The 22,398-nt window shown below is 76.0% G+C and carries 21 protein-coding genes; 11 read left to right on the forward strand and 10 right to left on the reverse strand.

Going from position 1 to position 22,398, the window contains the following annotated elements:
* The first annotated feature begins 55 nt into the window (after nt 1-55).
* The 6 genes from NBH00_RS11570 to NBH00_RS11595 all read left to right on the forward strand — a co-directional run bounded on the left by NBH00_RS11570 (nt 56) and on the right by NBH00_RS11595 (nt 8,295).
* Nucleotides 56-3,190: an ATP-binding protein gene (locus NBH00_RS11570; RefSeq protein WP_254573475.1), complete on the forward strand. Its 3,135-nt coding sequence runs from the start codon at nt 56-58 to the stop codon at nt 3,188-3,190.
* Nucleotides 3,183-3,824: a response regulator gene (locus tag NBH00_RS11575; protein ID WP_254573476.1), complete on the forward strand. Its 642-nt coding sequence runs from the start codon at nt 3,183-3,185 to the stop codon at nt 3,822-3,824. Before NBH00_RS11570 ends, NBH00_RS11575 begins: the two co-directional genes overlap by 8 nt.
* A gap of 82 nt (nt 3,825-3,906) precedes the next feature.
* Nucleotides 3,907-4,227, forward strand: a complete 321-nt coding sequence (locus NBH00_RS11580; RefSeq protein WP_254573477.1) for a hypothetical protein — start codon at nt 3,907-3,909, stop codon at nt 4,225-4,227.
* Nucleotides 4,224-5,393: an EAL domain-containing protein gene (locus NBH00_RS11585; RefSeq protein ID WP_254573478.1), complete on the forward strand. Its 1,170-nt coding sequence runs from the start codon at nt 4,224-4,226 to the stop codon at nt 5,391-5,393. Before NBH00_RS11580 ends, NBH00_RS11585 begins: the two co-directional genes overlap by 4 nt.
* Nucleotides 5,394-5,445: 52 nt before the next feature.
* A complete protein-coding gene (locus NBH00_RS11590) occupies nt 5,446-6,084 on the forward strand; it encodes an exopolysaccharide biosynthesis protein (RefSeq protein ID WP_254573479.1) in 639 nt (212 codons plus the stop codon).
* 102 nt (nt 6,085-6,186) lie between these two features.
* The gene (locus NBH00_RS11595; protein ID WP_254573480.1) at nt 6,187-8,295 is read left to right on the forward strand and encodes a catalase; all 2,109 of its coding nucleotides are present in this window, start codon (nt 6,187-6,189) and stop codon (nt 8,293-8,295) included.
* Between the two features lie 6 nt (nt 8,296-8,301).
* Here the strand turns inward: NBH00_RS11595 and NBH00_RS11600 are convergent, their stop codons facing one another.
* From NBH00_RS11600 to NBH00_RS11620, 5 genes are read right to left on the reverse strand one after another with little or no spacing between them, the layout of a single operon-like run.
* A complete protein-coding gene (locus NBH00_RS11600) occupies nt 8,302-8,829 on the reverse strand; it encodes a hypothetical protein (RefSeq protein WP_254573481.1) in 528 nt (175 codons plus the stop codon).
* On the reverse strand, nt 8,830-10,062 hold the full coding sequence (locus NBH00_RS11605; protein WP_254573482.1) for a molybdopterin-dependent oxidoreductase: 1,233 nt from the start codon (nt 10,060-10,062) through the stop codon (nt 8,830-8,832).
* The gene (locus NBH00_RS11610; RefSeq protein ID WP_254573483.1) at nt 10,032-10,664 is read right to left on the reverse strand and encodes a class I SAM-dependent methyltransferase; all 633 of its coding nucleotides are present in this window, start codon (nt 10,662-10,664) and stop codon (nt 10,032-10,034) included. The genes NBH00_RS11605 and NBH00_RS11610 overlap by 31 nt, the downstream gene beginning before the upstream one ends.
* Nucleotides 10,661-11,281 carry a TIGR04282 family arsenosugar biosynthesis glycosyltransferase gene (locus NBH00_RS11615; RefSeq protein ID WP_254573484.1) on the reverse strand — a complete coding sequence of 207 codons (621 nt, stop codon included), beginning with the start codon at nt 11,279-11,281 and terminating at the stop codon, nt 10,661-10,663. Before NBH00_RS11615 ends, NBH00_RS11610 begins: the two co-directional genes overlap by 4 nt.
* On the reverse strand, nt 11,278-11,922 hold the full coding sequence (locus NBH00_RS11620; protein ID WP_254573485.1) for a glycosyltransferase family 2 protein: 645 nt from the start codon (nt 11,920-11,922) through the stop codon (nt 11,278-11,280). The genes NBH00_RS11615 and NBH00_RS11620 overlap by 4 nt, the downstream gene beginning before the upstream one ends.
* Before the next feature lie 112 nt (nt 11,923-12,034).
* Between NBH00_RS11620 and NBH00_RS11625 the strand changes: the two genes are divergently transcribed.
* The 5 genes from NBH00_RS11625 (at nt 12,035) to NBH00_RS11645 (ending at nt 17,380) form a co-directional block, all read left to right on the forward strand.
* Nucleotides 12,035-13,411 carry a hypothetical protein gene (locus NBH00_RS11625; RefSeq protein WP_254573486.1) on the forward strand — a complete coding sequence of 459 codons (1,377 nt, stop codon included), beginning with the start codon at nt 12,035-12,037 and terminating at the stop codon, nt 13,409-13,411.
* A complete protein-coding gene (locus NBH00_RS11630) occupies nt 13,408-14,373 on the forward strand; it encodes a PQQ-dependent sugar dehydrogenase family protein (RefSeq protein ID WP_254573487.1) in 966 nt (321 codons plus the stop codon). The genes NBH00_RS11625 and NBH00_RS11630 overlap by 4 nt, the downstream gene beginning before the upstream one ends.
* The gene (locus NBH00_RS11635) at nt 14,370-15,446 is read left to right on the forward strand and encodes an NAD-dependent epimerase/dehydratase family protein (protein ID WP_254573488.1); all 1,077 of its coding nucleotides are present in this window, start codon (nt 14,370-14,372) and stop codon (nt 15,444-15,446) included. Before NBH00_RS11630 ends, NBH00_RS11635 begins: the two co-directional genes overlap by 4 nt.
* Nucleotides 15,447-15,509: 63 nt before the next feature.
* Nucleotides 15,510-16,217, forward strand: coding sequence for a winged helix-turn-helix domain-containing protein (locus tag NBH00_RS11640; protein ID WP_254573489.1), 708 nt, complete (start codon nt 15,510-15,512; stop codon nt 16,215-16,217).
* Nucleotides 16,214-17,380 carry a sensor histidine kinase gene (locus NBH00_RS11645; RefSeq protein ID WP_254573490.1) on the forward strand — a complete coding sequence of 389 codons (1,167 nt, stop codon included), beginning with the start codon at nt 16,214-16,216 and terminating at the stop codon, nt 17,378-17,380. The genes NBH00_RS11640 and NBH00_RS11645 overlap by 4 nt, the downstream gene beginning before the upstream one ends.
* Before the next feature lie 21 nt (nt 17,381-17,401).
* Here NBH00_RS11645 and NBH00_RS11650 read toward each other — a convergent pair whose 3' ends face one another.
* The 5 genes from NBH00_RS11650 to NBH00_RS11670 are packed head-to-tail and all read right to left on the reverse strand — an operon-like array spanning nt 17,402 to nt 22,395.
* The gene (locus NBH00_RS11650; RefSeq protein WP_254573491.1) at nt 17,402-18,874 is read right to left on the reverse strand and encodes a SpoIIE family protein phosphatase; all 1,473 of its coding nucleotides are present in this window, start codon (nt 18,872-18,874) and stop codon (nt 17,402-17,404) included.
* Entirely contained in the window at nt 18,871-20,574 is a 1,704-nt protein-coding gene (locus NBH00_RS11655; RefSeq protein WP_254573492.1) for an ATP-binding response regulator, read from the reverse strand. The genes NBH00_RS11650 and NBH00_RS11655 overlap by 4 nt, the downstream gene beginning before the upstream one ends.
* Nucleotides 20,574-21,575, reverse strand: a complete 1,002-nt coding sequence (locus tag NBH00_RS11660; protein ID WP_254573493.1) for an ATP-binding protein — start codon at nt 21,573-21,575, stop codon at nt 20,574-20,576. The genes NBH00_RS11655 and NBH00_RS11660 overlap by 1 nt, the downstream gene beginning before the upstream one ends.
* On the reverse strand, nt 21,566-21,961 hold the full coding sequence (locus NBH00_RS11665; protein WP_254573494.1) for an anti-sigma regulatory factor: 396 nt from the start codon (nt 21,959-21,961) through the stop codon (nt 21,566-21,568). The genes NBH00_RS11660 and NBH00_RS11665 overlap by 10 nt, the downstream gene beginning before the upstream one ends.
* Nucleotides 21,958-22,395, reverse strand: coding sequence for an STAS domain-containing protein (locus NBH00_RS11670; RefSeq protein ID WP_254573495.1), 438 nt, complete (start codon nt 22,393-22,395; stop codon nt 21,958-21,960). The genes NBH00_RS11665 and NBH00_RS11670 overlap by 4 nt, the downstream gene beginning before the upstream one ends.
* Between the last annotated feature and the right edge of the window lie 3 nt (nt 22,396-22,398).

Raw genomic sequence — 22,398 nt, forward strand, 5'->3', positions numbered from 1 at the left:
GCGACCGCGCGCCGTGATTCCGGCGGCCGCCCCGCGGCGCCGGTAGGTTCCGCCGATGCCCGCCGCCGAGGCCACCCCGCGCGTCGCCCGGCGGCCGCGCGGCGCGGTCGCCACGGCCGCGCTCCTGCTGCTCGCCGTCGAGGTCGCCGTCTTCCTCGTCTCGACGATCTCGGGCGTCCGGTCCGACGCCCGCTTCCACGACCTCCTCGACGGCTGGCTGCAGGGCGCCGCGTACGTCACGACCGCGGTCGTCGCGGTCCTCGGCTCGCGGCGCGCGGGGCGGCACCGCCGGGGCTGGCAGTGGGTCGCGGCCGGGCTCGTCGCGCGCGCCGCCGGCTTCGTCGTCTTCCTCGCGATCGTGCGGCGCCACCCCCCGGTCGACTACCCGTCCTACGCCGACGGGGCATGGCTGCTCATGCCGCTGCTGCTCGCCGTGGGCCTCGTGCGCTTCGCGCGGCAGCCCACGCACGCGGTCCTCGCCCGGGTCGCCCTCGACGCGCTCGCCGGCGCGCTGGCCGCGGCGGCGCTCGCGCTCACGCTGCTCTACGGCACGCTCGTCGCGCTCACCGCGCCAGGCCTGCCGGCGAACGCCGTCGCGACGAACATCGCCTACCCGATCACCGACCTCCTGCTCGTGTTCGTCATCGTCGGCGTCTTTACGACGTGGTCGTGGCGGGTCGCGGCCGGCCTCTGGATGGCCGGCGCCGGCGTCGTCGGGTTCGCCGTCTGCGACGCCGTCTTCCTCTACGAGTCCACGCGCGGCACGTTCCACCCGGGCTCGGGCATCGCGGCGCTGTCGCTCGCCGCGACGGCGATCATCGCGGTGGCGCCGTTCGCCCCGGCCGAGACACCGGCGCGCGCGGGCAGGCGCGACGTCTCCCAGGTGCTGGCGCCCGGCGTCTCGGCGCTCACGTGCGTCGCGCTGCTCGTGTACGCGGCGCGCGAGGAGCCGCCGTTCGCCGTCGTCGTGCTCGCGACCGCCGGCCTGCTGGTGACGGTGCTCCGGACGCTCTTCGCCATCCTGCTGCTGCAGTCCACCACGCGGGCCCTGCGGGAGCGCGACGTGCGGCTGCAGCGCAGCGAGGCGCAGGCTGCGGCCGAGGCCGACCGCCTGAGCGCCGTCGTCGCGGGCATCACCGAGTACGCCGTCATCGGGGCCCGCCGGACGCACGTCACGTTCTTCTCCCCCGGGGCGGAGCGGATGCTCGGCTACACGGCGGACGAGGTCGTCGGCCGCCACCCGGCGGAGATCTTCAACCTCCCGGAGGAGCTCGAGCAGCGGGCGCGCGAGCTCGGCGTCGACTCGGGCGCGGCGGCCCTCGTCGCCGGGGCGACCGAGTCGCAGGCGGTGACGCGCCGCTGGACCTACGTGCGCAAGGACGGCAGCCACCTGCCGGTGCAGCTGACCATCACCGGCCTCGGGGACAGCGAGTACCTCGGGGTGGCACGGGACATCACGAGCGAGGAGACGCTCGCCCGGCACCGGGCCACGCGGGAGGCGCTCGGCGAGCTCCTCGCCGGCGGCCTGCCCGTGGACGAGGCGCTCGAGGCGGCGGTGCGCATCGTGTCCGCGGAGATGGACTGGGACCTCGGGATCCTGTGGCTCGCCGACGGCGACGAGATCGCCGCGCGTCACGTGTGGCAGCGCCCCGAGATCGCCCCGGACGAGTACCTCGCGGGCATCCGCGCGGTGCACGCGGCGGCGGGGGAGGGCGTCACCGGGCGGCTGTGGCAGGACGCGACGCCCGTCTGGGTCGAGGACCTCGCGACGCTCGAGGACCTCAGCCCGCGGGAGGGGGAGCTGCGCGCCGCCATCGTCCCCGGCCAGGAGACGCTCGTCGCCATGCCGGTCCGGGGCGCCGCGCCCGACGACCTGCCGCTCGGCGTCCTGCAGCTCGTCGGCCACCGCCGCCCGCGCGACCCCGAGCTCATGGAGCTCCTCGAGACGATCGCCGCGGTCATGGGGCGCTACCTCGAGCGCGAGCGGTCGGCGCAGGAGCTCCGCGCGGCGCGCGACGCCGCCGAGCTCGCGGACCGCACGAAGAGCGCGTTCGTCTCGCGGATCAGCCATGAGCTCCGGACCCCGCTGAACGCGATCCTCGGCTTCGCGCAGCTCCTCGAGCGCGACACGGACGACCCGGTGCAGCAGGAGCGCATCACGCAGATCGTCGCCGGTGGCCGGCACCTCACGGACATGATCGACGACCTCCTCGACGTCGCGCTCGTCGAACGCGGCGAGATGGGTGTCTCGATGGAGGCGGTCGCGGCGACCGACGTCCTGCGCGAGGTCATCGACCTCACCCGGACGCTCGTCGCCGAACGGCACCTCGAGCTCGAGGTCGACGCGCACGACGGCCTGTTCCGCTACGTCCACGCGGACTACCAGCGGCTGCGCCAGGTGCTCCTGAACCTCCTCTCCAACGCGGTGAAGTACAACCGCCCGGGCGGGCGCATCACGATCTCGTTCGACGCCTCGGACGAGACGCGGCTGTGCTTCCTCGTCACCGACACCGGCCCCGGAATCGACGCGGAGCGCCTGCCGCGGATGTTCCGGCCCTTCGAGCGGCTCGGCGCCGAGGAGGGTCGCGAGCAGGGGACGGGCCTCGGCCTCTTCGTCTCCAAGGGCCTCGTCGAGGCGATGGGCGGCGAGCTGCGGATGACGACGCAGACCGGCGTCGGCTCGACCTTCGTCGTCGACCTCCCGCGTACCTCGCCGCCGATGGCGCCCGACACACCGCCGGCGCCCGTCACCCGCGCCGCGGCCGACGTCGAGCTGCCGTCCGTGTCGATCCTCTACATCGAGGACAACGCCGCGAACATCCGTCTCGTGCGCGACATCCTCACCGCCCAGACCGCCGTGCGGCTCGGGACCGAGACCGAAGGCGTCGCCGGGCTCGACCGCGCCCGCCGGGAGCGCCCGGACCTCATCCTGCTCGACGTCCACCTGCCCGACATCGGCGGCGACGACGTCCTCCTGCGCCTGAAGGCCGACGACGCGACGGCGGCGATCCCGGTGATCGTCATCTCCGCCGACGCGGGAGCCGGGCAGGAACGGCGCTTCGTCGCGGCAGGAGCCGTCGCGTACCTCACGAAACCCCTCGACGTCGACCGCTTCCTCCTCACCGTCCGCGACGCCCTCGCCGCCATCCGCCCCCAGCCCGTGCCCCCGACCCCCGGCGCCGATGCCTGAACGGCGCGTCTCCGTCTGGCTCGCGGAGGACCACCCGCTGTTCCTCAACGGGCTGACGCTCGCCGTCAAGGGCCGTCCCGACCTCGAGTTCGCCGGATCGTCGACCGACGGACGGGAGGCGCTGACGCGCGTGCGCGAGACGCGTCCCGACGTCCTCGTCCTCGACCTGCGGCTCCCCGAGCTCGACGGCGCCGCCGTCCTGAACGCGATCAGCCGCGAGGAGCTGCCGACGAAGGTGCTCGTCCTCTCGGCGCACGTCGAGAGCCATCTCGTCTACGACGCCCTGGCCGCGGGAGCGAGCGGCTTCCTCTCCAAGCTCACGCCCGCGCAGGTCGTGTGCGACGGGATCGCGGCCGTCGCCCGTGGCGAGTCCGTCCTGCCCCAGGAGCTGCAGCCGGGCCTGCTCGCCGAGATCCGGGGGCGGCGCGAGGCCGACGGGCCGCGCCTCACCGAGCGGGAGCAGGAGATCCTCCGCCTGCTCGCCGACGGGCTGTCGGCCCCGCGCATCGCCGAGTCCCTGCACCTCAGCCCGGCGACCGTCCGCACGTACCTGCAGTCGCTCTACGAGAAGCTCGACGTCTCCACGCAGGCCGCCGCGGTGGCGGTCGCCATGCGCCAGGGGCTGCTCGAGTAGCGCAGTCCCGCCGTCACGTTCATCAACCCGCTCATCACATCGGAGGGTCGTAGGGACGGGCCCGGTGGGCGACGATGCTCGTGTGTTCTCCACCCCCCGCGAAGAGGCCGCCGCCGCGGCCACCACCCCGCCCGGCGTCCCCCGGGAGCCCGGGGGCGGCGACGCGGAGGAGCGGCGGCGCGTCCAACGTGAGGCGATGAGCGCGGGCGAGCGCTCGGCCGACCTCGTCCTCGGCGCCCTGCGCCGCGCCACGAGGAGCCTGCGCCTGAACGAGATGGCGGCGGTGACCGGGATGCCGGTCGGCCAGATCGGCACCGCGCTGCTGGCCCTCGAGCGCCGTGGCGAGGCGACGTTCGTCGGCGGCCGCTGGGCCCTGACCACGCCGACGGAGGACACGCCGTGAGCCTGCGGGAGGGATCCGCCGTGGCGACGACCGGCCTCGAGCTGCTGCAGAGCGCCCTCGACGCGATGCCCGGCCACGTCGCCGTGCTCGACGCCGACGCCGTCATCGTCGCCGCGAACCGCGACTGGCACACGACGGCCGCCGACGCGGGGCTCCGGGTCGTCGGCGTGGCCTACGCCGAGGCCGCCGGCGCCGTCACCGACGGTGATCCCGCGATCGCGCTCGCGGTCCACAGCGCGATCCTCGCGGCGATCGAGGGCGAGCTCGAGCCCGTCGAGTTCGACTACGCGACCCACGTCGGCCACGTCACGCGCTGGTTCTCGGTCACGATCGGGGCGTTCCGGCACGGCGTCGCGGGCGGCGCGATGGTGAGCCACCGCCCGCTCCCGGGGCGCGGCAGCGCGCTCGACGGCCCGCGCCGCGGCGAGGTCCACACGCTCCGCTGCCAGGCGCGGATCAAGCGCGCCCTCCGCGAGGACCGCTTCGAGCTCCACGCCCAGCCGATCGTCGACGCCGCCACCGGCGACACCGTCAGCCACGAGCTCCTCATCCGGATGCGGGACCGCGGCGGCCGGCTCGTCCTGCCGGCCGGCTTCCTGCCCGTCGCCGAGCGCTGCGGCCTCATCCAGGAGATCGACCGCGTCGTCATCCGCAAGGGCCTGCAGTTCGCCGCCGAGGGCCATGCCGTCAACCTCAACGTCTCGGCCGCGGCGCTCGGCGACCCGACGCTGCTCGACCACGTCGACGAGCTGCTCGTCGACCTCCACGTCCGGCCCGGGCTCGTCGTCTTCGAGATCACCGAGACGGCGCTCGTCGAGGACGAGGACAGCGCCGAGCGGTTCGTGCGCGGCGTCACCGCGCGCGGCTGCGGCGTCGCCCTCGACGACTTCGGCACCGGGTACGGCGGCTTCCGCTACCTCAAGCGGCTGCCGGTCGGCACCCTGAAGATCGATCGCGAGTTCGTCACCGACCTCGTCGACGGGAGCGCCGACATGCACGTCGTCGAGGCCATCGTCCGGCTCGCCCGCGGCCTCGAGCTCGACACGATCGCCGAGGGGGTCGAGGATCCCGCAGCCGTCGCGCGCCTCCTCGAGCTCGGCGTCGACCGGGTGCAGGGCTTCGCGCTCGGGTGCCCCCGGCCGGCGCGCGAGGTCTTCGGCGACTGACCGGTCGCGGACCGGCCGGGTGGGCCGGGCCGGTTTCGGGTATCCCTGCCGGATGCGCACACCGGCCACCGAGCACGCCCCGCCCCCCGCACCCGCCCAGCCGTCGATCAGCGACGAGCTGGCCGCCTGGCTCGAGGGGGACGGCGAGAGGACGCTCGCCGGCCTCGTCGACGTGTTCGACGAGAAGGCGTTCGCCCTGCTCTTCGTGCTGCTGCTCGGCGTGTCGGCCCTGCCGCTGCCCACGGGCGGCGCCACCCACGTCTTCGATGTCGTCGCGGTGCTCGTCGCGGCGCAGCTCGTCGCCGGCCGGGAGCGCATCACGATTCCCCGCCGCTGGGAGGGGCTCCGGCTCGACGGGCGAAAGCAGCAGCGCTTCCTCGACGGCCTGCTCCGCGGGATCCGCCGCCTCGAGCGCGTCTCCCGGCCGCGGGCCCGGTGGCTCTTCGACCGCCGCGCGACGAACATCCTCTTCGGGCTCACGGTCATCGGGCTCACCGTCGCGGCGTTCTTCGCCCCGCCGTTCTCGGGCCTCGACACGCTCCCCGCGCTCGGCGTCGTCGTCCTGTCGCTCGGGGTCCTGCTCGAGGACGCGCTCGTCGCGGCCGCCGGCGTCGTCGTCGGCCTCGTCGGCGTGTCGCTCGAGGTCGCCCTCGGGAGCGCCGCGGTCCACGGCATCTCGAGCCTGCTCTGACGCGGGCGGGCGGTGCGATCGCCCGTCTGCGGCGTTTGACCCCCGAGACATCGGGTAGCGGGCGTCCGGACCACTGACCCACGCAGCACGACGGGAGACGCGATGTCCGAGCGCACGACGAACGGCGGCGAGCCGGTGAGGTACGGCGAGGAGGAGGTCCGCCGCGGCAGCGGCGGCGAGACCCACCAGGTGACCGGCGGGGGCCGTCCTCCGCTGACGACCCGGCAGGGCATCGTCGTGGCCGACGACCAGAACTCGCTGCGCGCCGGCGACCGCGGGCCGGCCCTGCTCGAGGACTTCCACCTGCGTGAGAAGCTCTTCCACTTCGACCACGAGCGCATCCCCGAGCGCGTCGTGCACGCGCGCGGCTACGGCGCCCACGGGTTCTTCGAGACGTACGAGTCGCTCGCCGACATCACGAGCGCCGACCTCTTCCAGCGGGCCGGCGAGCGGACGCCGGCGTTCGTGCGCTTCTCCACCGTCGCGGGCAACAAGGGGTCGGCGGACCTCGCGCGTGACGTGCGCGGCTTCGCGGTGAAGCTCTACACGCAGGCCGGCAACTGGGACCTCGTCGGCAACAACATGCCGGTCTTCTTCATCCAGGACGCGCTGAAGTTCCCCGACCTCGTGCACGCGGCCAAGCAGGAGCCCGACCGCGGCTTCCCGCAGGCGCAGACCGCGCACGACAACTTCTGGGACTTCGCGTCGCTCATGCCCGAGTCGACGCACATGCTCCTGTGGGCGATGTCCGACCGCGCGATCCCGAGGTCCCTCCGCTTCATGGAGGGCTTCGGCGTGCACACCTTCCGCCTCGTGAACGCCGACGGGCGCTCGACGTACGTGAAGTTCCACTGGAAGCCGAAGGCCGGGATGCAGTCGGTCGTCTGGAACGAGGCGGTGAAGCTCATCGGGGCGGACCCCGACTTCCACCGGCGCGACCTGTGGGACGCCATCGGAGCGGGCGACCTGCCGGAGTGGGAGCTCGGGCTGCAGCTCTTCGACGACGACTTCGCCGACGCGTTCCCGTTCGACGTGCTCGACCCGACGAAGCTCATCCCCGAGGAGGACGTGCCGATCCGCCGCGTCGGGCGCCTCGTCCTCGACCGCGTCGTCGACAACTTCTTCGCTGAGACCGAGCAGGTCGCGTTCTGCACCCAGAACATCGTCCCGGGCATCGACTTCACGAACGACCCGCTGCTCCAGGGCCGCAACTTCTCCTACCTCGACACGCAGCTCAAGCGGCTCGGCGGCCCGAACTTCACCCAGCTGCCGATCAACGCGCCGAAGTGCCCGATGGCGACCTTCCAGCGGGACGGCCACATGGCCACCGACGTCCCCACCGGCCGGGCGAACTACGAGCCGAACTCGTGGCCCGGGGAGGAGGGCGGCCCGCGCGAGGACCCCGAGCACGGCTTCCGCAGCCACGCCGAGGCGGTCGCCGGCGAGAAGCGCCGGGTGCGGGCGGAGCTGTTCGCCGACCACTACAGCCAGGCGCGCCAGTTCTACCTCAGCCAGACCGAGGTCGAGCAGGCCCACATCGCCGCGGCGTTCACCTTCGAGCTGAGCAAGGTCGAGCGGGTCGACATCCGGCGGCGGATGGTGGCCGGGCTGCGGAACGTCGACGAGGGGCTCGCGCAGCAGGTCTGCGACGGCCTCGGGCTCGGCGAGCTGCCGGAGGCGCTGCCGGCGGCCCGCGCACGGGTCGACGACCTGAAGCCGTCGCCCGCCCTGAGCCTCCTGCGGAACGGCCCGCAGACGCTGGCCGGGCGCAAGCTCGGCGTGCTCGTGAGCGACGGGACCGACGCCGCGCTGCTCGACGCGCTGCTGGCGGCGGCCGAGGAGGAGGGTATGACGACCGAGCTCGTCGCCCCGGCGGTCGGTGGCGTGCGGACGAGCGACGGCGAGCAGCGGCCGGCGGGCCAGCAGGTCGGCGGCGGCCCGTCGGTGCTCTACGACGCGGTGGCGCTGCTCGTCTCGGCGGACGGCGCCGCGCAGCTCGCGGGCCACCCGGCGGCGAAGGACTTCGTGAGCGACGCGTTCGCGCACGCGAAGTTCATCGGCTGCGGCCCGGACGCGGACGCGCTGCTCGCCGCGGCCGGGGTCGAGCGCGGGGCCGACGAGGGGCTCGTCGACCTCGGCGGCCCCGGCGACGCGGAGGCGTTCATCACGGCGGCGCGGGCGGTCCGCCTCTGGGCGCGCGAGGCCGCCTGACCGCGCTCACCAGCCCGGGCGCGCCGGCGGCAGCGGCGGCGGCGCGTCCCCGGCGGCCGGCGGTCGCCGCAACGCCAGGAGGGCGGCGACGGCGCCGGCCGCCCAGACGGCGGCCAGGACCTCGAGCAGCGCGGTGCCGTAGTGCCCGGGCAGGATCGACGGGTTGTTCGGGTTGCGCCCGCGCCCGGTGAGGACCGGGATCGAGACGAGGACGACGGCCGCGCTGACGAGGAGCGTCCCCTGCAGGGCGGGCCGCACACGCGCGGGGACGACGCGCACGGCGAGCAGCGAGGCGAGGCCGACGGCCGGCGCCCAGAGCGCGTCGTGGGCGACGACGGCGCCGAGAACGAACTTCAGCCAGTTCGACGGGACGGTCTGCGCGTGGTGGCGCAGGAGGCCGAGGACGCCGAAGAGCAGGATGCCGCCGCCGACGGCGCTCGAGAGCCAGAAGAGGGCGCCGCCGGGCGCGTCGCGAGCGGCGGGCCTCGCGCCGGGGGCGGGCGCGGGCGCGGGCGCGGGCGCGGGGGAGGCCACTCAGATCACCTCCAGCCGGCCGACCCACTTCGTCTGCTGGACCCCCGGCCGGTTCGGCGCGATGAGCCGCACCGGATAGCCGTGGTCGGGGTGCAGCGTCGCGCCGTCCACCTCGAGGGCGAGCAGCGTGTCCCGGTGACGTGCGTGGGCGGCGTTCAGCCCGCTCGTGCGGTAGCCGCCGCGGGCCTGCACGGAGTGGACGACGACCTCCGCGCCGTCCGGCGCGCCGGCGAGCGCGAGCAGGTCGCGGACGCGGACGCCACGCCACGTCGCCCCGGCGCTCCAGCCCTCGACGCACGCGATCGCGAGGTCGGCCTCGTGCCGGGGTAGCGCCCGCAGCTGCGTGAGCGTCAGCGTCACCGGGTGCGGCACGCGGCCGTCGATCGTCAGCGTGTAGCCCGGGTCGGCGATGAGGTCGGTGACGCGCGCGCCGACCGCGCTCTTGTTCACCGGGAGGCCCTGCGGCCCCTGGTCCGGCCGCCGCGGCGCGAGGAGCGCGAGGTCCTTCAGGGGGCGCACGGTCTGCCCGACGGTCGTGAGCGTCACGGCGCCGACGGCGGCGCCGGTCGCGGCGAAGAGGCCGCGGCGGCTCAGCCCCGTGCCGGGTGGCTCCGGGGCGCGGCGGGCGGCGGGGGCCAGCGCGCGCCGGGTGATCGTCACCTTCGCCCCGACGTGCGCGACGAGCGCGCCGATGACGATCCACGCGGTCCAGTAGTGCGTGACGGTGAAGCTGAAGGTCCACGGGTACCAGTGCGCCGTGTTCGACAGCCCGCTGAAGAGCTGGAAGATCGACCCGGCGACGAGCGGGAGGATGCTGATGCGTTCGACGATCTGCGCCCGGTTCTCGACCGGCGGCCAGCTGAAGAGCTTCGGGAAGACCGACCAGAGCTTCACGAGCAGCAGCGGGATCGCGGCGGTGCCGGCCGCGACGTGGACGCCCTGCGTGACGCGGTACAGCCCGGCGGGGCTCGCCGGCATCGAGAGGAACCCGACGTCGAGCGGCTGCTGGGCGAAGTGCGAGAGCAGGCCGGTGAGGAAGCACGTGAGGAACGCCACGCCGAGTGCGACGCCGAGGACCGCGGTGACGCGCTCGTCGTGCAGGCGGCTCGGGAAGGCGTCCTCCGCGAACGGGCCGGCCGCGAGGTGGCCGAACTCGGCCTCGAACGCCTCGCCGAGCGAGCGCCCGGCGCGCAGCTCGTCCCCTACCGTGCGGCGGCGAGCCGGGCGAACCATCGTCCCGCTCCTTCCCACGTCTCGGTCACGCGCAGGCCGGCGAGCGGGGCCTGGGCGTGGATGCCGTCGACGCCGACCCGCGCCCACGGGAACCACTCGCTCACGCCGCCGGCGCCCTCGAGCCGGACGCTCGCGGTGCGCGACGCCGTGCCGGGGGCGTCGAGCTCGGCGAGGATCTCGCCGCCCGGGCGCAGGAGCGCCCGCAGCCGGGCGAGGAGGCGGACGGGCTGCCCGCCGATGCCGATGTTGCCGTCGAGCAGGAGCGCGGTGCCCCACGTCCCCGCGCCCGGGATCGCCGCGAAGACCGAGGCGTGGATGACGCGGGCGCCGCGCGCCCGGGCGACCTCGACCGCGACGGGGGAGACGTCGACGCCGGTCGCGAAGACGCCGCGGCGCGCCAGCGCGACGACGTGCCGCCCGGGGCCGCAGCCGACGTCGAGCACCGGGGCCGCCGCCCGCGCGAGGACGTCGTGGTCGGCCGGGGTGAGGGGGCCGAGCCAGGTGGCGATCGGGACGGGGCCGGTGCGGCCGTCGGCCTCGCGGAGGACGAGGCCGGGCTCGTCGCCGCGCAGGCCGAGGCCGTAGAGGTCGGCGGGGTTCATGCCGCGAGCGCCGCGACGGCCCGGGCGAAGCGCCCGGCCGGCCGGAGGGCCGCCGCGGCGAGCGCGTCGGCGAAGTGGTCGACGTCCCGGAGCGGGGGCAGCAGCACGGGGTCACGGCCGTGGGCGCGCAGGCGGGCGCGCTGGGCGGCGCCGGTCGCGCCGGTGCTCATCGGCACGCCGTGGAAGAGCGCCGGGTCGCTGTCGGGCAACCCGATGGCCCAGTACCCGCCGTCGTCGGCGAGGCCGAGGACGGCGGGCGCGCCCGCGCGGAGCGCGTCGACGCCCGCGGTCAGGAGGGAGGGCGTGAGCTGCGGCGTGTCCATCCCGACGAGCAGCGTCGGCGCGCCGATGTCCGCGAAGGCCGCTGCGAGCCGCTCGTCGAGGCCTGAGCCACGCTGGGGGATGACGTCGAAGCCGGGCGGGAGCCACGGCCCCGGCGCGCCGTCGAGGACGAGGACGCGGCGGTCGCACGGGGTCTCGAGGACGACGTGCAGCGTGTCCGCGAGCGCCGCCTCGGCGAGGTCCGCCGCCTGCTGCGGCGTGCACGGCGGCGTGAGCCGCGTCTTGCTGTGGCCGGCGCGCGGCGCCTTCGCGATGACGGCCAGGGCGATGGTCATGCGGCGAGCACCTCGGTCATGTCGCGGAGGGCGCGGGCGGTGCCCCGGACGGTGCCGGTGACCTTGGAGCGCCCGACGCGGGGGTGGTAGAGGACGGGGACCTCGGTGACGCGCCAGCCGGCGGCCGCGGCCTTGAGGACCATCTCGAGCGGCCAGCCGAAGCGGCGGTCCGCGAGGCCGAGGTCGAGGAGCGGCGCGCGGCGCGCGGCGCGCATCGGGCCGAGGTCGCTCAGCGGCACGCCGGCGCGGCGGCGCAGTTCGAAGGCGAGGCCGGCGTTGAGGAGGCGCGCGTGCGCCGGCCACGCGCCGGGGACGGGCCGCCGGGCGCCGAGCACGAGGTCGGCCGCTCCGCGCTCGACCGGATCGAGCACCCGCGCGAGGTCGCCGGGGTCGAGCGAGGCGTCGCAGTCCATGAAGCAGACGACGTCGGCCGTCGCGGCCCGCAGGCCGGCGAAGCACGCCGCGCCGAACCCCGGCTGCGGCTCGTGGACGATCTGCGCGCCGAGCCGTGCGGCGAGCGCGCCGGAGCCGTCGGTCGAGCCGTTGTCGACGACGATCGGGGTCAGGCCCGGCGGCATCCGCCCGAGCACCCAGGGGATCGCGGCGGACTCGTTCAGCACCGGGAGGATCACGTCGGTCATCTCGGCCAACGTACGGACGGGCGGTCGCCGAAACGATGAACGCCTGCGAAACACGGCCGTCCGGGCGCGTCCGCACACCCCGGCCGCGACTAGCGTGGCGCCCTGCCCGCCGATGCCCCTCGCGACGACCCTCACCCGGCCCGCCGGACCCCCCGCCGAACCCCGGCCGCCCGCGGGCGGCGAGCGGGCCCGGCGCGCGCGCGGCGCCGCCCCGGCGGCCCGCCTGGCGGTCGGCGTCCTCGTGCTGTGGGGCGGCCTCGTCCTCGCCGGTCACCTCGTCGGCCACGGGCTCCTCGTCCGCGACCACCGCGTCCACATCGGAGCCCCGCCGCTCGTCGGGGGCGGCGACGTGCGCGTGTCGTGGCGCCTGGGCGGGGCGGTGCTGCTCGCCGCGGCGGCGGTCGCGGGCGCCCCGGCGCTGGCGGCGGCGCTCCGCTGGCGGCTGCTGCTCGTCGCCGCCTGGGCGGGCGGCGCGGCGTGGGCGGTCCTGCTGGCGGCCTCCGACGGGTGGGCGGCGATCCCCGCGCCGTTGACGTCCCGGTACGAGTACCTCACGGCGGTCGGCCGCGCCGAGCACGCCCCGGGCGGCTTCCTGCGGACCTTCGTCGCGGTGCTCCCCGGCTACCCGACGCACGTCAAGGGGCACCCGCCGGGCCTGCTGCTCCTGCTCACGGGGCTCGACCGGATCGGGCTCGGCGGCGCGACCGTGGCGGCCGTGCTCGTCATCGCGGGCGGCGCGCTCGCCGCCCCGGCGACGCTCGTCGCGCTCCGGGCCGTCGCGGGGGAGGCGACCGCGCGCGCGGCGGCCCCGTTCCTCGCCCTCACGCCGGCGGCGGTGTGGGTCGCCACGTCGGCGGACGCCCTCTTCGCCGGGGTGGCCGCGTGCGGCATCGCGCTCGTGGCGCTCGCGGCGACCGCCCCGTCCCGCCGCCGCGCGTCCGCCGCCGCGCTCGCGCTCGCGGGCGGGCTCACGCTCGGCGCCGCGCTCTTCCTGAGCTACGGCATCGCCCCGCTGGGGCTGCTCGTCGCCGGGCTCCTCGTGTGGCGGCGCGCGCTGCGCACCGGCGTGCTCGTCGCGACGGGCGTCCTCGCCGTCGGCGCCGCGTTCGCCGCGGCGGGGTTCCTCTGGCCCGACGGGCTCCACGCCACGAGCCGGCTCTACCACGCCGGTGTCGCCTCCCGGCGGCCCTACGGCGACTTCCTCCTCATCGACCTCGCGGCGTTCCTCGTCGCGCTCGGGCCCGCCGCGGTCGCGGGCGTCGCGCGCCTCCGCGACCGGCGCGCCTGGCTGCTCGCGGGCGGCGGGCTGGCGGCCGTGCTCGCCGCCGCGCTCAGCGGGCTCTCCCGCGGCGAGACCGAGCGCATCTGGCTGCCCTTCGTCCCGTGGGTGCTCGTCGCGACGGCGGCGCTCGGGCGCTCACGCCGCTGGCTCGCGCTGCAGCTCCTCGTCGGCCTCGTCGTCCAGGCGACCGTGCGGTCCCCGTGGTGAGGCGCGCCGCGGCCGCGGTCGCCCTCGCCGCCGCGCTCGCGGGGTTCGCGGGCTGCGGGTCCGGTGGCACCGGCGGGAGCGCAGGCACGGACCGTCGCGCGACCGCCTCGGCGACCGACCGGCGCCGCCCGCCGTCCGGCCCCGCGATCGTGGCGGCGATGGCCGCGCTGCCCGGCGGCGGCCTGCGGACCGGGGAGCTGACGACGGGCGTCGTCCGCGACCTCGACGCGGCCGCGCGGCCCGTCGGTCCCGTCCTCACGCGCGTCCCCGTCAGCACCGGCGGCCAGCGCGGGCTGCTCGGCCTCGCGGTCGTCCCGGGCGGCCCGACCTACGCGGCCTACACCGAGCGCGGCGGCCGCCGCCGGCTCGTCGTGGCGCAGATCCTCCCCGGGCCCGTGCGACGCGTGTGGACCGGACCGCCGTCGACCGACCTCGCCGACGGCGGCCACCTCGCGCTCCTCGGCGTGCGGCTCGTCGTCGGCGTCGGCGACCTGCAGGACCCCGCGCGCACCCCGGACGCCGCAACGCCGAACGGCAAGCTCCTCAGCCTCGACCCGGCCGGCCCGCCGTCGCAGCGCCCGCTCGTCCTCAGCCGGGGCTGGAACAACCCCTACGCCTTCGTCCCGTACCCCGGGACCGGGGGCCCGGGCGTCCTCGTCGCCGACAACGCCCCCGGCACCCGGCCCGAGCGGATCGCCCGCGGCGACGCCGGCGGCGGGGCGCCGCAGGACGTGACGAACCTGCCGCGCCGCGTCGCCCCCTCGGGCCTCGCGGTCCTCACCCCGACGCAGGTCGCGGTCTGCGGCGTGCGCTCGGGGCGGCTCGAGCGCTACCGCCGCCGCGGCGGACGCTGGGTCGCGGCGGGGACGATCAGCCGCCGCTGCGCCTTCGGGGCCACGGCGCTCACGAGCGGCCGCCTCGCTGTGAGCACCGCGGCGGGCGTGAGGACCGTGCGCCCGTGAGCCGCGTCCTGCTCACCGGCGGCGGCGGCTTCATCGGGTCGCACATCGCGGACGCGCTGCTCGAGGCCGGCCACCAGGTCCGCGTGCTCGACTGGCTGCACCCGGCCGCGCACGCCGACCGGGGACGGCCGGCCGACCTCCCGGCCGCGGTGGACTTCCGCCGTGGCGACGTCCGCGAGGCGTCCGACGTCGTCGCCGCGCTCGCCGGGGTGGACCACGTCTGCCACCAGGCGGCCATGGTGGGGCTCGGCACCGACATCCTCGACATCGCCGACTATGTCGCGCACAACGACCTCGGGACCGCGGTCCTCCTGCGTGAGCTCGCGCGGGCCCGGTTCGGCGGCCGCCTCGTCCAGGCCTCCTCGATGGTCGTCTACGGCGAGGGTCGCTACCGGTGCGCCGAGCACGGGGAGACGCGGCCCCCCGCGCGCACGACCGCCGACCTCGACGCGGGGCGCTTCGAGCCGGCCTGTCCCCGCTGCGGCGCCCCGCTCGAGCCGCTCGCCATCCCGGAGGACGCCCCGGTCGACCCGCGCAACGTCTACGCCGCGACGAAGCTGCAGCAGGAGCTGCTCGCCGTCGCCTTCAGCCGCGAGACCGGCATCCCCGTGACGTCGCTGCGGTACCACAACGTCTACGGGCCGCGCATGCCCCGCGACACCCCGTACGCCGGCGTCGCGTCGATCTTCGTCAGCGCGCTGAACGCCGGGCAGGCGCCCCGCGTCTTCGAGGACGGCCGCCAGCTGCGGGACTTCGTCCACGTGCGCGACGTCGCCCGCGCGAACGTCCTCGCGCTCACCGCGGCCGAGCCGGTGCCGGGGGCGTTCAACGTCTGCAGCGGCGTCCCGCGCAGCGTCGGCGAGATGGCGCACGCCCTCCACGCGGCGGGCTTCGGCGGCGTTCCCGCCCCGCGGACGACCGGCGCCTACCGCCTCGGCGACGTGCGGCACGTCTTCGCCGACCCGGCCCGCGCGACCGCCCGACTCGGCTTCACCGCGCGCGAGGACTTCGCCGCGGGCATGGCCGAGTTCGCCGCCGCCCCGCCCCGCGCCGAGCCCGTGCCGGCGGGCTGAACATCCGGTGAACGGCGCCCGTGGACCGTGTCCGCGGGCGGCGCTCCCTGCGACACTGCGCCGATGGCCACCGCCGCGGCGCACACCCGGGGATCCGTCCTCGTCGTCGACGACGAGCCGACGATCGGCGAGGTCGTCGCCCGCTACCTCGAGCGGGCCGGCTACGAGACGCACATCGCCCTCGACGGGACGAGCGCGGTGGCGACGAACGCGCGCGTGCGGCCGGACCTCATCGTCCTCGACCTCATGCTGCCCGGCATCGACGGGCTCGAGGTCATGCGCCGTGTCCGCGAGGCACGCGAGCGCCGCCCCGCGATCATCCTCCTGACGGCGAAGGGCGAGGAGGCCGACCGCATCACCGGCCTGCGGCTCGGCGCCGACGACTACGTCGTCAAGCCGTTCTCCCCGGCGGAGCTCGTCGCCCGCGTCGACGCGGTCCTGCGCCGCATCGACACGGTCCCCGCGCACGAGCCCGCCCTCGAGCTCGACGGCCTGACGATCGACCCCGCCGGGCGCCGCGTCCACGTCGCCGGCGAGGAGGCTCAGCTCACCCAGCGCGAGTTCGACCTCCTGCTCTTCCTCGCGCGCCACCCCGGCCAGGCCTTCACGCGGGACCAGCTCATGGACCACGTGTGGCAGTACTCGTTCTACTCCGACACCTCGACCGTCACCGTCCACATCCGCCGCCTGCGCACGAAGCTCGAGGCCGACCCCGAGCGCCCGCGCTGGATCGAGACGGTGTGGGGCGTCGGGTACCGGTTCGCGGCATGAGCCGGAGGCTCGCCGGCGTCGCCTTCGCATTGGCGCTGACCACGGCGATCACGGCGCTCGCGCTCGTGGGGTACGGGACGCACGCGGCGGTCGTCACGTTCGAGCTGCTCGCGCCCCTCGGCGTCATCACCGTCCTCGCGGCCGAGTGGTGGGCGACGAACCGTCAGCGCGCCGGGGGCCTGCGCCGGCAGTTCGTCGTCGTGGCCGCCGTCGCCGGCCTGCAGTTCGCCGCGGCGGTCCTCCTCTTCGCGCAGCTCATGTTCGTCAGCGCGCACGACGCCTTCTTCACCGTGCTCGTCGTCCTCTACGCCTCCGCGGTCGCGGGCTGGACCGCGCGGCTGCTCGGCCGGGCCGCGCTCGACGACCTCGACGCGGTCCGCAGCACGCTCACCGCGGTCGGCGACGGACGGCGCGACGTCCTCACCGGCGTCACCGGCGGGGACGAGGTCGCCGCGCTCGCCGCCGACGTCGACGGGATGGTCGCGCGGCTCGCGGGGGAGGAGGAGGCGCGGGCGACGCTCATGGCCGCCGTCTCGCACGACCTGCGCACGCCGATCACGTCGCTGCGCCTGCTCGCCGACGCGATCGACGACGACCTCGTCGACGCCGCGATGCGCCGGGAGTACGCCGCGCGGATGAGCACCCACGTGCGCGCGCTCAGCGCCCTCATCGACGATCTCTTCGAGCTCACCCGCCTGCGCAGCAGCGACCTGCAGTGGACGATGGAGGCCGTCCGCCTCGACGAGCTCGTCGCCGACACCGTCGAGGCGATGCGGCCCGCGGCGGGGACGATCGCCGTGCGCATCGGCGGGGCGACGCCGGTCGCCGCCCGCGCGAACCCGGAGAAGCTTCAGCGCGTCCTCTTCAACCTCATCCAGAACGCGATCCGCCACACGCCCCCTGACGGCTCGATCACCGTGCGGACCTCGGCGGGCGACGGCACGGTCGAGGTCGAGGTCGCCGACAACGGCAGTGGCATCGCGCCCGCGGACCGGGCGCGGGTCTTCGAGCCCTTCTACCGCGGTGACCGCTCGCGGACCGACGCGGGCGCGGGCCTCGGCCTGGCGATCTGCAGCGCGATCGTCGAGGCGCACGGCGGGCGGATCTGGCTCGCCGACGCGGCGGTCGGGACCGCCGTGCGCTTCGAGGTGCCGGCCGGGTGAGGACCGCGGCGGGCCGTGCCGTCAGCCGCCGCCGGGCGCGCGGCGGCGACCCGCGATGAGCACGGCGACGTCATCGGCGAGCTCGGCGCCGGCGGGACGCGTGCGCAGCAGGTGCGCGGCGGCGTCGTCGAGCTCCTCGGGCAGGGTCTCGCACGCCGTGGCGAGTCGCGCGAGGCCGAGGTTGATGTCCTCGCCGCGGCGCTCGACGAGCCCGTCGGTGTAGAGCAGCAGGCGATCGCCGGGGTCGAGCGTGAGCGGCTGCGTCGGCCAGGTGGTGTCGGGGACGCCGAGCACGGGGCCGCGCGCGCCGCCGGTCGTGACCGCCTCCCCGGCCGCCGTGACGATGATCGGCGGCGGGTGCCCGGCGATGACGAGGTCGGTGTCGCCGCTCGCCAGGTCGATGCCGGCGAGGGCCACCGTGGCGAGGCCCATGAGCTCGTCCTCGAGGAGGATCTCGTTGAGCTTCGCCATCGCCCCGGCGGGCGTGTAGCCCTCACGGGCGTAGATGCGGAGGCTGTGGCGCAGGGCGTTCGCACGGGCGGCGGTCTCGACGCCGTGACCGGCGACGTCGCCCATGACGAGCCACAGGGCGTGCTCGTCGATGCGGATGGCCTCGTACCAGTCCCCGCCGACGAGCGAGTCGATGCCGAAGGCCAGGTGGCGGCCGGCGAGCTGCCACCCGTCGGGCTGCGGCAGCCCGTCGGGGAGGAGGCTGCGTTGGAGCAGCCGCGCGATCGCCCGGTCGCGCTGCTGGGCGGCCGCGCGCTCGTGCTCGACCCGGCGCTCGGCGGTCACGTCGGTGAGCGTGAGGACGACGTGCTCCGTGGACGCCTCGGGATCGTGGACCTCGTGGCGGCGCACCGCGTGGTGGCGGCCGCGGTGGCGGAGCTCGCCCCCGCTGCCGGCGTGGAGGATGGTCGCGAGCTCCGGCAGGACCGCCCCGAGCGTGCTGTCGGCGCTCTCGTCGAGCCCGGGCGCCAGGGCGATGAACGCCTGGTTGGCGCGCACGATGCGCCCCGCCGGGTCGAGCACGCAGACCGCGTCGCTGATCGCGTCGAACGTCGTCTGCCACTCCTCGGCGACGAGCCGCACCTGACGCTCGGCCAGGCGGGTCCGGAGCAGCGCCCGCACGGTGGCGTTCAGCACCGGGGTCTCGACCGGCTGCGTGAGGTAGGCGTCGGCCCCGCTCTCCAGCCCGCGCACCTGGTACTCCGACTCGAGGAAGGTCGCCGAGAGCAGCAGGATGGGCACCGCGGCGGTGCGCGGATGCTGCTTCAGGGCGGCGCAGACGTCGAAGCCGTCGCGGCCCGGCATCTTCACGTCGAGCACGATCGCGTCGGGCGGCGCGGCGAGGGCCGTCGCGATCGCGCTGTCCCCGTCGGCGACCTCCCGCACGCTGAAGCCCGACCGGCGCAGCGAGGTGGCGACGACGTACCGGCCGACGTCGTCGTCGTCGGCCAGCAGCACCTCGGGCGGCACGGAGGACGCGCTCATCGACGGACCTTGTCGGACGCGGCGGACAGGGCCCGCAGCAGGCTGTCCCGTGACGTGCGCGCCTTGTCGAGGACCACGGCCCCGAGGGCGTCGAGGTGGGCGCGGTCCGTGGACGCGAGCGCCGCCGCGGTGTGGATCACCACCGGCAGCCGGGCGGTGACCGGCTCGGATCGCAGCCGCTTCAGGACGCTGCGTCCGTCGAGGCCCGGCATCTGCAGGTCGAGCACGACGGCGGCCGGCGGCGTGTCCCGGATCGTCGTGAGGGCGGCGGCCCCGCCGGCCGCCTCGAGCGTCGACCACCCGAGCGGCTTGAGCAGCGACGCGATGACGTAGCGGGCCGGCTCGTCGTCGTCGACGATGAGGATCGGGCCGTCGCCCGGGGAGAGCCCCGCGTGCCGCAGCGGCACGCGCAGCCAGAAGGTCGACCCCTCGCCGACGACGCTCTCGGCGCCGACCGCGCCGCCGAGGAGACCGGCGAGGCGCTGCGCGAGCGCGAGGCCGAGGCCGGTGCCCCGCCCGCCACGGACAGGCGCCCGGTCCCCCTGGGTGAACTCCTCGAAGATGCGGCCGAGAGCGTCCTCGGGGATCCCGATCCCGGTGTCCGCGACCCGCACCGAGAGCCAGCCGGCGTCGGCCTCCGCGGTGACGGTGACCGTGCCCCGCTCGGTGAACTTCAGGGCGTTCGCGATGAAGTTGCGCAGGATCTGCGCGAGCTTGTCCTCGTCCGTGTCGAGCTCGGGGATGTCGCCCCGCGTCGTGAACGTCAGCGTGACGGCCTCCTCGTCGACGAGCGGCCGCAGGTAGGCGCGCAGCAGCGCGAAGACCTCGGTGATCGAGAAGCTGCGGACCGTCACGTCGAGCCGGCCCGCCTCGATCTTCGCGATGTCGAGCAGGTCCCCGACGAGCTCGATCTGGTCGCCCGCCAGACGCTGGACGTAGGTGACCTGCCGGGACTGCTCGGCGGTGAGGGGGTCGGCGCCGGGCTCGAGCAGGAGGCCGGCCAGCGCCTGGATCGAGTTCAGCGGGGTGCGCAGCTCGTGGCTGAAGCTCGACAGGAAGCGGGTCTTGGCCGTGTCGGCCTCGCGCAGGCGGGCGGCGGTCTCGTCGAGCTCGGCGTACAGGGCGACCACCCCGCGGTTCGTGTCCTCGAGCTCCCGGTTGAGGGCGACGAGCTCGTCCTGGCGGGCGCGGAGCTCGCCGAGCGCGCGCAGCAGCTCCCGGTTCTGCTGCTCGACCTCGTCGAGCGCCGTGTCGGAGCGCCGGCTCCCGAGCCGGTCGCGCACGGCGGCGAGGTCGCCGTCGCCGACCCCGGCGCCGCGCTTGGCGATCGCGACGGTCGTGCCCGTGGGGCCCGAGTCGATGTCGAAGTCGTCCATGAGCCGGCGGACGCCCGACAGCCCGCGTCCCATCCCGGTCGCCGACACGTAGCGGCCGCTGAGGACGAGCGGGACGTCCGCGATCCCGGGGCCCTCGTCGACGACCTCGACGCGCAGGCGGTCGCGGGCCGGCTCGGGGACCTCGAGCCGCACGCGACCCCGGCGGGCGTAGCGGTGCGCGTTGCGGGCGAGCTCGGAGACCGCCGTCGCGATCCGGGTCTGGTCCTGGGCGTCGAACCCGAGGAGCGCGGCGGCCTCACGCGCCTGCCGGCGCGCGGTCACGACGCTCTCGTCGGTCGTCAGCGGGATCTGCGCGAGGAGCATCACGCCACCGCCCCGCGCGGTCCGGGACGCGCGACGACGACGCTCACGTCGTCGCGGCCGCGCTCGGCGTCGCGGATGATCGTCGCCGCGATGGTCAGCGCCTCGCGGCGCATCAGCCCGGGGTGGGCGTCGAGGCCCCAGGCCCCGCGGACGCCGTCGGAGTGCAGGACGACGAGGTCGCGGGCGCCGAGCGGATAGGTGAACTGCTGCAGGCGCCGGGCCTGGTGACCGACGATGCCGTTGTGGGCGGCCATGGCGCGGGCGCCGCCCGCGCCGCAGACGACCCCGGCGACGTTGCCGACCCCGGCGAAGCGCACCTCGCCGCGGACGGGGTCCAGGCACGCGACGGACACGGCCGCCCCGCGCGTGTGGCGGAGCGCGGCGTGGGCGTCGGCGAGGACCTCGGCCGGGTCGCGGCGCGGGCCGGTGAGGAGCGACGCCACCGCGTCGTCCGAGGCCTCGGCGGCGCTCGGGCCGTGCCCGAGCCCGTCGGCGAGCAGGATCGTCATGACGCCGTCGTCGACGCGCGTCGCGAAGGCGTCGCCGCACGGCCCGTCGTCGTCGATGGGCAGCGCGAGCCCGTCCACGTCCGGGGCGTCGGCCGGCCGGTGCCCGAGCCACGCGGTGATGACCGTCCCGGCGCCCGGCGTGCTCGTCACGTCGACGACGTCGCTCAGCCGCCCGACGGCGCCGAGGCCGGTGCCGGCGGTGCCGCCGGTGGAGAACCCGTCGCGCGCGGCCCGCGCGAGGTCGGCGATGCCGGGTCCCGCGTCCCAGGCGGCGACGGTGAGCAGCCCGGGGGAGGCGCGCAGTGCGAGGCTGCCGCGACCGGCCGCGTGGCGGGCGATGTTCGTCGCAAGCTCGCTGACGAGGATCGACGCCCGCCCGATCCGGGTCTCGTCGAGCTGGGCCTCGCGCGCGAGGCGCTCGGCCGCGCGCCGCGCCGGGCCGACGCCGCTGAGGTCCTGGATCCGCAGGCGGATCGTCGCATTCAGCCCCATCGGACGACCGTGATCGTCGTGCCCTGCCCGGGGGCGGTCCGCACGTCGAAGTCGTGCACGAGGCGGCGCGCGCCGCCGAACCCGAGGCCGAGGCCGTTGCCGGTCGTGTATCCGTCCTGGAAGGCCCGGTCGAGGTCGGCGATGCCCGGCCCCTCGTCCTGGCAGGTGACCCGCACCCCGGTGCGCGGCCCGTCGTGCACGAGCCCCGCCGTCAGGACGCCGCCGCCACCGTGGATGACGGTGTTCCGCGCGAGCTCGCTGACGGCGGTCACGAGCTTCGTCTGGTCCACGAGGCGCAGGCCGGCCTCGACGGCGAGCCGCCGCGTGACGTGCCGCGCGCGGACCACGTCCTCGTCGCTGCTCAGTGCCACCTCGTCGCCGCTCACCGCGCGGGCGCGGCGTCTGCCTCGGAGACCGGGCCGTCGTCCTCGTCCTCGCCCTCGTCGGCGTCGGGCTCGGTCGCGACGGACGGCAGCAGCGCCATCCCGCGCTCGACGTTCAGGGCCGTCTGCACCCCCTCGAGGGACAGGCCGAGCTCCACGAGGGTGATGGCGACGGCGGGGCGCATGCCGACGACGACCGTGGCCGCGTCGAGCACCCGGGCCATCGCGGCGATGTCGGCCAGCATCCGGCCGATGAACGAGTCCACGAGGTCGAGGGCCGAGATGTCGATGAGGACGCCGGTGGCGCCGGTGCGCACGATCTGCCCGGTGAGGTCCTCCTGCAGGGCGACGGCCATGCGGTCGTGCATGTCGACCTGGATCGTCACCAGGAGCAGCCGCCCCATGCGGAGGATCGGGATGCGGGAGTCGCCGTCCATCGC

Source organism: Paraconexibacter antarcticus, assembly GCF_024220175.1.
Classification (GTDB): Bacteria; Actinomycetota; Thermoleophilia; order Solirubrobacterales; family Solirubrobacteraceae; genus Paraconexibacter; species Paraconexibacter antarcticus.